Origin of the sequence: Synechococcus sp. MIT S9503, from assembly GCF_047304175.1 — a bacterium.
GTDB lineage: Bacteria > Cyanobacteriota > Cyanobacteriia > PCC-6307 > Cyanobiaceae > Synechococcus_C.
Map to the genome: position 1 here is coordinate 22,360 of NZ_CP138955.1, position 12,123 is coordinate 34,482.

Annotated in this window: 13 protein-coding genes; 7 read left to right on the top strand and 6 right to left on the bottom strand. The window is 61.8% G+C overall.

Annotation, left to right across the window (positions count from 1 at the left end; translation table 11 throughout):
* Positions 1-2: 2 nt before the first annotated feature.
* Genes SIB56_RS00125 through SIB56_RS00135 form a run of 3 tightly spaced genes read right to left on the bottom strand, consistent with a single transcriptional unit; the run spans position 3 to position 3,536 of the window.
* Positions 3-1,994 (bottom strand): glycosyltransferase family 2 protein, encoded by a 1,992-nt coding sequence (locus SIB56_RS00125; RefSeq protein ID WP_413324543.1) that lies wholly within the window; start codon positions 1,992-1,994, stop codon positions 3-5.
* On the bottom strand, positions 1,991-2,995 hold the full coding sequence (dusB, locus tag SIB56_RS00130; RefSeq protein WP_413326980.1) for a tRNA dihydrouridine synthase DusB: 1,005 nt from the start codon (positions 2,993-2,995) through the stop codon (positions 1,991-1,993). The genes SIB56_RS00125 and dusB overlap by 4 nt, the downstream gene beginning before the upstream one ends.
* Before the next feature lie 52 nt (positions 2,996-3,047).
* Entirely contained in the window at positions 3,048-3,536 is a 489-nt protein-coding gene (locus SIB56_RS00135) for a hypothetical protein (protein WP_413324544.1), read from the bottom strand.
* 175 nt (positions 3,537-3,711) lie between these two features.
* Between SIB56_RS00135 and SIB56_RS00140 the strand changes: the two genes are divergently transcribed.
* Positions 3,712-4,176, top strand: coding sequence for a DUF1823 family protein (locus tag SIB56_RS00140; protein WP_413324545.1), 465 nt, complete (start codon positions 3,712-3,714; stop codon positions 4,174-4,176).
* A 3-nt stretch (positions 4,177-4,179) separates the two neighbouring features.
* Here SIB56_RS00140 and SIB56_RS00145 read toward each other — a convergent pair whose 3' ends face one another.
* Positions 4,180-4,563: a L,D-transpeptidase gene (locus SIB56_RS00145; protein WP_413324546.1), complete on the bottom strand. Its 384-nt coding sequence runs from the start codon at positions 4,561-4,563 to the stop codon at positions 4,180-4,182.
* Positions 4,564-4,743: 180 nt separating this feature from the next.
* Here SIB56_RS00145 and der point away from each other — a divergent pair, with 180 nt between their 5' ends.
* The 6 genes from der (at position 4,744) to proC (ending at position 9,514) form a co-directional block, all read left to right on the top strand.
* Positions 4,744-6,111, top strand: a complete 1,368-nt coding sequence (gene der / locus SIB56_RS00150; protein WP_413324547.1) for a ribosome biogenesis GTPase Der — start codon at positions 4,744-4,746, stop codon at positions 6,109-6,111.
* A gap of 5 nt (positions 6,112-6,116) precedes the next feature.
* The gene (locus SIB56_RS00155; RefSeq protein ID WP_413324548.1) at positions 6,117-7,034 is read left to right on the top strand and encodes an energy-coupling factor transporter transmembrane component T family protein; all 918 of its coding nucleotides are present in this window, start codon (positions 6,117-6,119) and stop codon (positions 7,032-7,034) included.
* 17 nt (positions 7,035-7,051) lie between these two features.
* Positions 7,052-7,318 carry a PipX family protein gene (locus SIB56_RS00160; protein ID WP_067093917.1) on the top strand — a complete coding sequence of 89 codons (267 nt, stop codon included), beginning with the start codon at positions 7,052-7,054 and terminating at the stop codon, positions 7,316-7,318.
* Positions 7,319-7,341: 23 nt separating this feature from the next.
* The gene (locus SIB56_RS00165) at positions 7,342-7,995 is read left to right on the top strand and encodes a YggS family pyridoxal phosphate-dependent enzyme (protein ID WP_413324549.1); all 654 of its coding nucleotides are present in this window, start codon (positions 7,342-7,344) and stop codon (positions 7,993-7,995) included.
* Between the two features lie 106 nt (positions 7,996-8,101).
* Complete coding sequence (locus tag SIB56_RS00170) at positions 8,102-8,677, top strand: cell division protein SepF (protein WP_413324550.1); 576 nt, start codon at positions 8,102-8,104, stop codon at positions 8,675-8,677.
* Between the two features lie 12 nt (positions 8,678-8,689).
* The gene (gene proC, locus SIB56_RS00175) at positions 8,690-9,514 is read left to right on the top strand and encodes a pyrroline-5-carboxylate reductase (RefSeq protein ID WP_413324551.1); all 825 of its coding nucleotides are present in this window, start codon (positions 8,690-8,692) and stop codon (positions 9,512-9,514) included.
* Here the strand turns inward: proC and SIB56_RS00180 are convergent.
* Together SIB56_RS00180 and SIB56_RS00185 are read right to left on the bottom strand one after the other, a co-directional pair.
* On the bottom strand, positions 9,511-10,698 hold the full coding sequence (locus SIB56_RS00180; protein WP_413326981.1) for a glycosyltransferase family 4 protein: 1,188 nt from the start codon (positions 10,696-10,698) through the stop codon (positions 9,511-9,513). The two genes, proC and SIB56_RS00180, sit on opposite strands and share 4 nt — an antisense overlap.
* Before the next feature lie 28 nt (positions 10,699-10,726).
* A complete protein-coding gene (locus SIB56_RS00185; protein WP_413326984.1) occupies positions 10,727-12,106 on the bottom strand; it encodes an MFS transporter in 1,380 nt (459 codons plus the stop codon).
* Positions 12,107-12,123 lie beyond the last annotated feature (17 nt).

A 12,123-nucleotide genomic window follows, 5' to 3' on the forward strand; every position in this document is an offset into this window, starting at 1 on the left:
CCTCACTGCAGTGGCGTCTGAGCCGTCAGGCAGCGGCTGAAGGGCCGGCGTGCCGGCAGGATCAGCAGACGGCTGATCAAGGCCATGAGGGCTCGCCATTCCGGCGGGGCCTGACGGTCCGGCCAGCATCCAGGCCTGCAGAACAGCCAGAGGATGAGCAGTTGTCGATGCCGGTCGCTGAGCTCTTGCCAGCGCAGCGCAAATCGCTGGCCCTGCCTGCTTTCCTGCACGACGGGCAGAGCGGGCACAGCGTCTGTCCAGCGCAGGCGTGTGATGGTCAGCTGCGAAGACATCGCGCCGGGCATGTTCAGTTCCACGCCGCTTTCACTGAGCGCTGTGATTTGACAAGACGCCCACTGTCCATCGCTGGTCTCAAGAGCTGCCGGCAGAAGTGCGGCCTGCCAGGGAGCAGGATCCCTGGCAGGTGGATCCCAGCAGGCTCGCAGTGCAATCCAGAGGCTGAACAGATTGATCACGGCCCAGGTCAGTCCAAGCGTGCGTGAGTCGAAGACGTCGCTGTTCAGTGAGGTCACTGTGATCAACCCGTGCAGGTTGACCACGTTCAGCAGCAGCAGCACCAGCAGAGGACTCACCAGCATGAGGCTGAAGCTGCCTTGGTCTCGTCGCTGGTGTTTCGGCGTCACGCGAAAGCCGCCGATGCGTCCCATCAGATTGGTGAACACGGTCAGCGTCAGCGGCACCGTCAGCACCCAGCCGGTGAGTTCGCTCAGCAAAGCGGTGCGGGAGCCCCTGTTGATCCAGCCGATGCTGAGCAGGAGTGTGGCCCAGAGCGGCAACAGCATGCGCAGGGCTTCATCAGTGCTGATCAGAATGGGAACGGTGTTGAGCAGGCCGTAGCTGAGCGGCATCAACATCAGCACCAGCCTGGGCATGTTGTTGAACCAGTGCACAACGCCCTCGAGGTAAGCCATCCGTTCACCGACACGCAGGTCACCCCGGCCCAGCGGTCCGTCATGGAGTCGCAGGCTTTGCAGCGTTCCGTTCGCCCAGCGCTGCCGTTGTCGCACGAAGTCGGCCATGGTCTCAGCTGCGAGCCCGGCACTGAGTTTTTGCTGGAGATACAGCAGTTTCCAGCCGCGGCGACGGAGCCGCAGACCGGTCACGAAATCCTCTGAGATCGCCTGCTCCCTGAATCCGCCGACCGAATCGATGGCGCTGCGACGCGCCAGAAATGCTGTGCCGGCGCAGACCACAGCTCCCCAGCCGTCGCGGACGGGTTCAATCCAGCGATAAAAGCTCTCTTCATCAGGCAGCAACCAAGGCTCCATGCCGAGATTGCGCATCACCGGGTCGGCATTGATGAATGTCTGCGGGGTTTGAAGCAGCCCCACCGAGGGATCCTGCAGAAAGCCGATGCAGCAATCGAGAAAGTCTTGCTGAGGAATAAAGTCTGCATCGAACACCGCCACCAGCTCGCCGCTGCAGTGCCGAAGCCCGTCATTGAGATTGCCGGCTTTGGCGCTGGTGCGGCTCGGACGATGGCGGTAACGGCAGCCGAGTCTGAGCGCCAGCTGCTTCACCTCGTTTCGGCCGCTGTCATCCAGAACCCAGACATGACTGTTGCGGTAATTCAGATGGCAACAGGCGATCAGACTGCGTTCCAGCACCTGCAGGGGTTCGCCGTAGGTAGGCACGAGGATGTCGACCGTCGGTCGCCAGGAGCTGTTCTGCCATTGCTGTTTCAGTTGTTGCATCTCGCTGCGGCGGTCGGGGAAGCGACGCCAGGCCAGCCATAACGGCAACAGTCCCGAAAGCAGCAGCCAGGCTTCCGCAGTCAGCAGCACCAGGCTCAGCCCAGTGCTCAGGTGCGTGCTCAGGTTGAGGCTGCAGGTGACCCTCCAGTGCAGGTAACGGGCGGTCAGCAGGCTGATCAGCAGGATCAGGCTTCGTCGCTTCCAGATCGGGCTTTGCTGCTCGGGTTGTCGGCTCAACCAGATTGGCCAGAACAGAACCACAAGCGGCAGCAGGGTCAAGCCAGCTGCTCCTGCTGCTGCTGGAGCAGTGTCAGCGCCTGATCAGGGGTAGGCGCACGCATCAATTTCTGGCGGAACTGAGATGCGCCGCTGAACCCGGTGCAGGTCCAGCTCATGTGTTTCCTGGCGATCAGCAGTCCGTGATCCCCGCGCGAGGCAACAAGGGCCTGCAGTTGCTCGGACGCCAGCTTCAGGCGTTCCCGAGGCCCTGGCGTGCGTGGAATGGTGCGACCGCTCAGTGCCGCATCGATCTGGCCCGCGAGCCAGGGGGCACCCATGGTTCCTCTGCCCACCATCACCCCGTCGGCGCCCGTTATCGCCAGGCAACGGACGGCGTCATCGGGGCTGTAGACATCGCCGTTGGCGATGACGGGAATGCTGAGTGCCTGTTTGACGCTGGCAATGGCTTGCCAGTCGGCTGTGCCGCTGAAGCGTTGCTCCCTGGTGCGGCCATGCAGCGTCAGCAATGTGGCGCCCGAATTCTGAAGCTGTCTGCACCAGTCCACCGCCGTGTGATCACGCGTTTCGTGCTCGATGGGATTGCACCAGCCGAGGCGGGTTTTCACCGTGACGGGCACCCCAACAGCTGATGCCACGGATTCCACGATCCGGCAGGCGAGTTCGGGATCGCGGATCAGGCCGCTGCCACCGCCCTTGCGGGCGATCTTCCTGACGGGACAGCCCATGTTGATGTCGATCAGGAACGCCCCTGCGTCCTCGGCTCGACGGGCTGCATCAGCCATCGCCTCTGGTCTGTGATCGAACAGCTGAACGCCGATCGGTCCGACCTCCTCGCTCAGTTCCTCGACCTTGCACCGTCCATGGCCGAGCTCGAGGCTGGTGGCGTTGACCATTTCTGTGAACAGCAGTGCATCGGGTGCCCAGCGCCTCACCAGAGTGCGAAAAATTCTGTCGCTGACGCCGGCTAGCGGAGACTGCAGCACCCTGCAGCGCAGCACGCGCTCAACGCTGCTTCCACTCAGCTGCAGATCCCTGACCATCGGGAATGGATTCGGTTCAGGCATCTTCGCCACCCGCAGGATCCGTTTGCGCTCAGGCCGCGACGTCATCCAGCCCGAGCCGGGTGCGCGTGTCTCGAACCTGGGCTTCGATGGCGTTGCGGAGCCAGGCCTGGTTGGACCAGTCTTCCGTCAGAGCCAACCGTTCCACCTCCTGCATCAGATCCAGGGGCAGCTGAAGGGTCACGTTCTGGATGCTGTGGGGACTGGCCAGACCGCCATCGTGGGGCGCATCGAGATGGAGCACCTGCACCTTCAACACCTGAAGTCGGGTTCCGGCTTGAGGCTGTCTGCTCAGCACCTGTTTCATGGTCAACCTCACACGGCACCCCGCGCGAATGCGCTGCAGTGCGCGGCTTCCGAGGGGAGCGTCACGGCGGTCAGCGAAAACGGGAGTGCTGACAGTGGTTTTGCCGCTGTAGCTGAAGCAGACCCTGCCTTCCTCATCCCAGGGAAAGCTGGACTTTCCGGCTGTTCTCACGGTCTTCAGCAGACGTCGGCGATCTCGTCTGACCGTTGTCATCACATCGTCTGGCAGCCGGAAAAACAGCCGCTGAAGCTGTTCGCCACCTGACAGAAACGTCTTCGGTTCGAGTGTCGTGTCGAAGACGTACATATGAATGACGCTAATGGAGGTGTCGCAGGTTCTGTTGTGGCATCTGCGTGGCTCAGGCGGGAGTGAATGACAGCATGCGTCGATGATTTCCCTGAGCTGGACTCTCAGTCGCCGCTTGTTGCTGGCGATCCTTGAGGATCGTCTCAGCGATCGCTTCGTGGCAGCTCTGGTCTGGGAGCGCCTGGGCTACCTCGCCCCTTCGGATGGAGCGGGGACATGGCTGGCCGGCCCAGCAACGCCAGAGGCATGGAGAGCATCCTTTCCCGAAGCTCCGCAGGTGATCGCGTCGCGCCCGGCTGCGATTCGTCTGACCCGTTCGATCCCCAGGGAATCCAAGCAACTGCTCAAGCAGCAGCTGCAGTTCGGTGGCTACCGCATCGATGAGCTGTATCCGAGGCGCACACGCCGTGCCACTGCTGTGAACTGGTTGCTGGCTTGGCTTGCATCGGTCGGGACGCCGCTCCCGGATCAGGGGGCAATGCCACCGCTGGTGGGTGCGCCGGCGGATCCGGTGCAGGGGCATCCAGGCGATCCGCCGGTGGGATGAATCTCACACCTGAATCACCACCTTGGTGCCCTTGAGCGTGTTCTCAAACAGCCAGCGGGCCTGATGCGTGGGCATGCGAACACAGCCATGGCTGCGGGGGACACCGAAGGCCTGGCCGGCATCTTCCTGCCAGGGAGCACCGTGCATGCAGATCATCTCGTTGGCGGTGATGCACATGGCGTAGGGCACCCCTGGCGCGACATAACCCCGTCCTCGCATGGTCACGGAGCGGTACTTGGTCAGCACCTGGGCTTCTCCCGTTGGGGTTGGTGTTGAGGCTTTGCCGGTGCTCACGGGGATGACCCGCACGATCTCATCGTTGGAGTCGTAAACGGTGAGCTGTTGATCCGAGAGGTCCACCACCAGGGTGGCGATCAGTTCAAGCATGACGATGTGACAGTGGATTCACTGCTCCACCGCTAGCTGTCGCATCTGAGTCTTATTAGTCTCGCCCGGAAAGAATTCCCATTCCTGTCGGTGAGATGAAAAATCGAGCCGTCTCCGTTCCGTGTTTCTCTGCCTGCGTGCGCCTCTGTACTGTCAAGACTGTTCTCGCTGTAGACCTTCTTGGCGCGTCCCGTCGTCGCGATCATCGGGCGCCCCAACGTCGGCAAGTCCACGCTGGTGAATCGTCTCTGCCGCAGTCGTGAGGCGATCGTCCATGACGAACCCGGTGTGACACGTGATCGCACCTATCAGGATGGCTACTGGGGTGATCGCGAATTCAAGGTCGTCGATACCGGTGGTCTGGTGTTCGATGACGACAGCGAATTTCTGCCTGAAATCCGGGTGCAGGCCGCTCTCGCTCTCGAGGAGGCGAGTGTCGCGGTGGTGATCGTTGACGGTCAGCAGGGTCTCACCGCATCGGATGAGGCCATCGCGGAGTTTCTGCGCGGCCAGCGCTGTCCCACGCTGCTCGCGGTGAACAAGTGCGAGTCACCTGATCAAGGCCTGGCCATGGCCGCGGAGTTCTGGAGCCTCGGTCTGGGGGAGCCCTACCCAATTTCCGCAATTCACGGGGCAGGCACCGCAGAGGTCCTGGATCGGGTGCTCACCTTCCTGCCTCCCAAGGACCAGGAGGGAGACGAGGAAGAGCCCATTCAGATGGCCATCATCGGTCGTCCCAATGTGGGCAAGTCAAGTCTTCTCAACTCCATCTGCGGCGAAATGAGGGCCATCGTCAGTCCGATCCGTGGAACCACCCGCGACACGATCGACACCAGCATCGTGCGTGAGAACCGTCCCTGGCGTCTGGTCGACACGGCCGGCATCCGCCGGCGACGCAGCGTCAACTACGGACCTGAATTCTTCGGTATCAACCGCAGTTTCAAGGCGATCGAGCGCAGTGATGTGTGCGTGCTGGTCATCGATGCCCTCGACGGTGTCACCGAGCAGGATCAGCGTCTGGCCGGCCGGATCGAGGAGGACGGTCGAGCCTGCGTGGTGGTTGTCAACAAATGGGATGCCGTGGAGAAGGACAGCCACACGATGACGGCCATGGAAAAGGAGCTGCGGTCCAAGCTCTATTTCCTCGACTGGGCGCCCATGCTCTTCACCTCCGCGCTCACGGGGCAGCGCGTTGACAGCATTTTCGCCCTTGCTGTTCTGGCGGTGGAACAGCACCGCCGCCGGGTCAGCACCTCCGTGGTCAATGAGGTGCTGAAGGAAGCTCTCAGCTGGAGGAGTCCGCCCACGACGAGGGGCGGTCGTCAGGGCCGGCTCTATTACGGCACGCAGGTCGCCAGCAGGCCACCCAGCTTCACTCTGTTCGTGAATGAGCCGAAGCTTTTCGGTGACACCTACCGACGCTATGTCGAACGTCAGATTCGTGAAGGCCTGGGATTTGAAGGAACGCCGTTGAAGCTTTTCTGGCGCGGCAAGCAGCAGCGCGATGCGGAAAGGGATCTCGCCAGGCAGCAGAACCGTCAGGGCTGAGAGGAATGGATTGGCTGAGGCAGATTCCGATCGGGCAGTACGTGGATGGTGCCGGCGGTTGGCTGCGCCGGCTTGATCCCCGGCTGAAGCTGCTGTGGGTGCTGATGTTTCTGCTCACTCCGGTGCTGGCAGGTCCGCTCTGGCGTGTGGCCCTCGTGCTGGCCCTGCTGCTGATCACGCTTGTCAGTGGCTTACCGGCTCGCCTGTGGTGGCGTTCGTTGCTGCTCGTCACCGTTCTCGGCTGTGTTGTTGGCCTGTTGGCGACACTGCTGCCGACCGGTGATCCCGGAGCCAGCCTCAATCTGCGTTCCCCTGATGAGATTCCAGGGGTCACGCTCAGTTCGCCCTCTTGGGAGCTGGTGCGCCTCGGTCCCTTGCAGCTTGGATCTCTGCAACTGGGGCCGCTTGTGGTGGACCGCCGTTCGGCCGAGCTCGGCTTGAACAGCGCCACCCTGATCGTGACAGTTGTCCACAGCGTGAACCTGATGTTGCTGTCGACACCCAGTGAGGAGCTGATGTGGTCGCTGAGCTGGTGGCTGGCGCCACTGGCCCGCCTCGGAGTGCCGGTTGATCGACTCAGTTTTCAGTTGCTGCTGGCTCTGCGCTTTCTGCCGCTGGTCCAGGAGGAGCTTCAGAACCTGTTGCGTTCACTGGCCAGTCGCGCGGTCAACCTGCGCAAGCTTGGCTTTAAAGCCTCCTTCGGTCTTGTTCTTTCGGTGGGTGAGCGCCTTCTCGCCAACATCCTGCTGCGTGCGGAACAGGGTGCGGAAGCCTTGCTTGCCAGGGGTGGAACCTGGCTGCCTGCTGATGCATTCCGTCCTGAACAGGCATCGCACGCTGCTGGCCACCGGATTCTGAATGGTGTGGCTGCTGTGGGGCTTGTGACGGTTCTTGTTCTGCGAGGAAGGTACGGTGCTCTTTGATATCCGTTTTCAGGACTGTGAGCGCTGAGGGTTATCTCAATCACCCCACCTTTGGCATGCTCTACAGAGTGGCCCCTGCGGGAGAGGGGCGTGACGTTTATGCGACGTTGTATGCCCAGCGCATGTTCTTTCTCGTCACTCTTCAGCCGCGAGGCGCGCAGTTTGAGGTGATTCCCTACCTGGATGCGCGCCACCATGCGGAATTGAATCTGGCGCGCCGCCGCCGTGATGCATCGGAGGATTACGGCAGCTGGAAGCAGCTCTTCGATCAGACCTTCATCTGAACCATGCAACAGGGACTGCGCGGGTGACGGAGATTCAGAACCGCTGGCAGCAGCTGCAACAGCGTCTCCCGCCTGGGGTCAATCTGCTCGCGGTGAGCAAGATGCAGCCGGCCTCAGCAGTGCGAGAGCTTGCGGCCTGCGGTCAGGTTGATTTCGGGGAAAGCCGCGTTCAGGAGGCATTGCCCAAACAGGAGGCTCTCTCTGATCTCAAAAATCTGCGCTGGCATTTCATTGGTCGACTACAGGCCAACAAGGTGCGTGCGGTGGTCAAGGCATTCAGCTGGATTCATTCCGTCGACTCGATGACCCTGGCCGAACGTGTCTCCCGCATCGCCCTAGAGGAAGGCTGTTGTCCTTCGGTGTTGTTTCAGGTGAAGTTGAGGTCAGATCCCGCTAAGGGGGGCTGGGATCCTCAGTCGCTGAGGGAGAACTGGCCTGCGCTGAGCCGGTTGCCCGGTCTGCACTCCTCAGGGCTGATGACCATGGCACCGCTTGGGTTCGACGTTCACGAGCGTCAGGGACTGTTCAGGGATTGCCGCAATCTCGCGGATGAGCTGAATCTGACGCAGTGTTCGATGGGCATGAGCGGCGACTGGCCGGAGGCAGCCGCCTGCGGTGCGACCTGGGTGCGGGTGGGATCAGCTCTGTTTGGTGCCCGGCCTCCACTGCCCTCCTGATCAGGATGTTGCAATCAACGTTGCGTGATGGACATCAATCCATCTGGACACGCTTGCTCACAACTCCGTTGAGCGCTATTCAGGGTCAAGGTTTCGCAGATTTCCGGTGTCGTTGATTTCTCGCCTTCGTGCGGTCGTTGCTGGTGATGATTACCTCGACGGCGATTATGACGAGCTCGACTACGACACGGGTGAGCATGAAGACAACATGCAGGGCATGTCGTCAGTCAGCACCAGCGCTTTGGCTCCTCTGGACGCAGCCAATCCTTTCGAAATGGACCAGAACTTCTCAGGTTCCAATGTGATTGGAATGCCTGGTATCAGTTCCGGCACCGCAGAGGTTTCACTGATGGAGCCGCGCAGTTTTGACGAGATGCCTCGCGCGATCCAGGCCCTGCGCGAACGCAAGACCGTGATCCTCAATCTCACGATGATGGAGCCTGATCAGGCTCAGAGAGCGGTTGATTTCGTCGCCGGCGGCACCTTTGCCATTGATGGCCATCAAGAGCGTGTTGGCGAAAGCATCTTCCTGTTCGCCCCCAGCTGTGTCACCGTCACCAACGCCAGTCAGGACGAAAGCACCACCCCCACGGTCGTCAGCAAGGACGTTGAGCATGCTCCCTCTGAAAGCAGTGTCGCTCCTGCACCGGCCTGGGCCGCTTCAGACGCTGCTGCTCTTTGAGTCTTCGCTTCGGTGACTGTTTCCGTTGGTGTGATTGGTCTGGGTCGCATGGCCCGGGCCTTGATCTGTCCTTTGATTGAGCGGGAAATCCTGCGGTCATCCGAGGTGATCGGAGTCGTCGGCAGTGAAGCCACAGCAACGCGCCTGAAATCGGAACTGCCAGGTGATCTGACTGTGGTCGCCGCTTCTGATCCGCGGGCCATGGAGGCCTGGAATGCTCAGGTTCAGTTGCTCGCTGTCAAACCGCAGCAACTGGATGCTGTCGCCGCAAGTGTTGAGCCATCGCAAGCCGGTCGATCTGGGTCACAGCTGTTGATCTCGGTTCTGGCGGGAGTCACGCTGGAGCGATTGCAGAGCCGATTTCCCGGTCGTGCGTGTGTGCGTGCAGTTCCCAACACCCCGTGTCTGGTGGGTGAGGGGTTGTGTGGGCTGGCATGGGGAGACGGGGTCACGCCAGAGCAGCGCCTGTGGGTGACAGAGGCTTTTCGGCCTGTCAGTGAGGTGCTGGAGTTGCCCGAGTCACGACTCGACGCCTTCCTGGCGCTGACCTCATCCGGGCCTGCTTATGTGGCCTTGGTTGCAGAAGCCTTGGCAGACGGCGCAGTGGCCGCCGGTTTGCCGCGTGATCAGGCCAACCATCTGGCGCACCGAACCCTCGCAGGCTCCGCTGCACTGCTCGACCGGCAGCAGTTGCATCCAGGGCAACTCAAGGACATGGTTGCGTCTCCGGGCGGTACCACGATGGCAGCTCTGAGACATCTCGAAAAAGCAGGATTGCGCTCAGCACTGATCGAAGCTGTGATTGCTGCCACCGAACATGGCCGTGGCTTGCGTTAGGCCGCGAGCGGTTCTCTGCGGATCAACTCTCCGTACAGCCTTTCGAGTGAATCGATGTTGCGGGCCATCGTGTAGCGCTGCAGCACTCTTTCGCGGGCCTGGCGTCCGAGTTCGCGGGTCAGCACGGGTTGATCGCGCAGCACCGGAAGCAGGGTGCGCAACTGGCTGGTCACGCCCAGCGTGCTGAGCACGATCCCGGCCCCACCGATGAGCACCTCTCCATCAGCTCCGGCGTCGGTGGCAACGCAGGCACAGCCACTGGCCATGGCTTCAAGCAGTGCCAGAGACAGGCCCTCCACGAGAGAGGGAAGCACAAACACCTCTGCGCATTGCAGCAGGGCGATGCGTGTGGCCAGATCAGCCTCATAGCCCCACCAGAGCACGTTGTCCTCGTCGTAGCTGTTCTGGAGAGTGGTCCGCAGAGGTCCTTCACCCACGATCACCAGGCGGCAGCCCTCCATGTTCACCAGACGCCACGCCTGCAGAAGAGCTTCCACGTTTTTCTCGGTGGCGACCCGCCCCATGTAGAGGAAGACACGCTCTTGCCCCAGCCGTGTCCGCACCTGGCCCAGTGGGCTGCCGCTGGTGGCAGTGATGCCCGCTTCAGGCCCCAGTCCTGAGGGAGTCCACTGGTGGGTGTCGACACCGTTGGGGATCACGGCCAGCCTGTCTTCACGTACCCCCAGACGTGCCAGGACCTCAGCCTGCAGATCGGAGAACACAATCACCTTGTCGTACTTGGAGAGGGCGGGCGCGTAGAGCTGGTAGGTGAGCTGCTGAGTGCCTGCCGTCAGATTTCGCAGGCCGGCGTCGAACGGAGGGTGGAAGGTTGCCACCAGCGGCACCTCCAACTGCTGACAGAGCTCGGGCAGCCGGAAATCCAGTGGTGAGAGGGTGAGGCTGGCATGGACCAGATCAGGTTGCAGTCGTTCCAGTGATTCGCGGAGTTCACGCTGGGCTCCCGGTGATGGGATCGTGTAAACCTGCGATTTCACCAGATAGGGAAGACTCACATCCGGATCGTTGGCGAGCAGAGATGTGCTGCTGCCTGGAGCCTTCGGGTTGTCGAAGTGAATGAAACTGGTCTGATGACCCCTTGCCCTCAGGGCCTCCGTTGTGCTGAGCCCATAGGTGACATTGCCGCAGAACGGAGTTTTTTTGCCCAGCCAGGCAATATGCGTCACCGCCACCGTTCACAGGCCTTGGCCGACGCTAGCAGCGCTGCCAGGGCCGTTCCAGCAGGGCGGCAAACAGAGCCATCAGGGCGAGCAACCACAACACCGGGCTGAGCCCGATGCTGCTGACCAGGGTGCCCGCCAGCACAAGCGGCAGGCTGAGAGCAATGTTGATCAGGTTGTTCTGAAGACCGAAGACCCGTCCCCTCTGGGATACGGGCGTTTCCTCCTGGATGGTGGTCTGGGCGGGAATGGCGACCAGAGCCGCACCGACGCCGAGGATCCCGCACAGCGCCAGGGTGCTGTTGAGCGAGCCCTTGAACTGACTGAGCAACACCAGTGAAAAGGTGATCAGGCTCAGCCCGGCAGCGGTGAGTCGACGACGACTGAAGTGATGGCCAAGCTGGGCCATCATCACGGCGCCAAGGGCCATGCCCAGTCCGCTCATGGCCAGCAGCATCCCGAAACCAGACGGCCCCAGGCTGCTGATCAGGCCGGCCAGCTGCAGAGCCAGAACGTAAAGAGCCGCCAGCAGGCTGTAGAGCAGCACCAGATGAACCATGGCGTTGCGCACCGTGGGGATGCGCTTGAGCACCTGAAGCCCCTCGCCGATCTCGTGCCAAACCGATCGGCCGTCGTTTTTGATTTCACCTTCGCGGTGGCGCACTGCGAGCAGGCTCAGGGCTGCCATGCCGTAGCAGAAGGGCAGAAGAATGAATTCACCGCCTTTCACGTCAACTGCGCTGAACAGGTGGTTGAGTCCGCGCAGGATCGGCTCACCCAGGGCGAATCCAACGATCGTGGCGCCCATGCTGGTGGTCTGGTAGAGCGAATTCGCCGCCAGAAGGTGCTTGCCGGGCACGAGCAGGGTGATGGCGGCCTGTTCGGCGGGTGCAAAAAACTGAGTGAGAATCGATTCGATGAAGGTCATGCCGATCAGGCCCCAGTAACCCCAGGGCAATCCGAGGATCAGGGGGCCTGGGATCAGGAACAGCGGAGTCAGCATCACCATCAGCGCCCGCAGCCCGTTGGAAGCCACCATCACGCGCCGCTTCGGCCAGCGGTCAACCCAGACCCCGGCCACGCTGCCGAGGACCATCGCCGGCAGCGTGTTCGCCACGAAGATTCCTGTGGCGAGAAGAGTGATCACCTGTGTGCGGGTGCTGATGTCGAGGCCGTAGTCGGAAGCGACCTCCGCCAGCACGCCGTTCTGCTGGGACGTGAGCAGCAGGTGCTGATCGATCAGATAGACCATCAGCACGATGTAGAACTTGTCGGCCAGCTGGGAGAAGATCTGGCCGATCCAGAGTTTGCGGAAGTCGCTGAGACGCAGCACGGCCTGGAGCCCGCGACCGCCTTCGGGGTTGTTACCGGTGGGCAGAACCGGCTCAGGACTGTTCAGGGGGGATCCGCTCAAGGTTCCTGGATTGACCG

What these genes read in the sequence shown, in the direction of transcription:
- SIB56_RS00155 (WP_413324548.1), top strand. Translation starts at nt 6,117, where the DNA reads ATGGATTGGCTGAGGCAGATTCCGATCGGGCAGTACGTGGATGGTGCC.
- SIB56_RS00140 (WP_413324545.1), top strand. Translation starts at nt 3,712, where the DNA reads ATGATTTCCCTGAGCTGGACTCTCAGTCGCCGCTTGTTGCTGGCGATC.
- SIB56_RS00135 (WP_413324544.1), bottom strand. Translation starts at nt 3,536, where the DNA reads ATGACAACGGTCAGACGAGATCGCCGACGTCTGCTGAAGACCGTGAGA.
- SIB56_RS00145 (WP_413324546.1), bottom strand. Translation starts at nt 4,563, where the DNA reads ATGCTTGAACTGATCGCCACCCTGGTGGTGGACCTCTCGGATCAACAG.
- dusB (WP_413326980.1), bottom strand. Translation starts at nt 2,995, where the DNA reads ATGGTCAGGGATCTGCAGCTGAGTGGAAGCAGCGTTGAGCGCGTGCTG.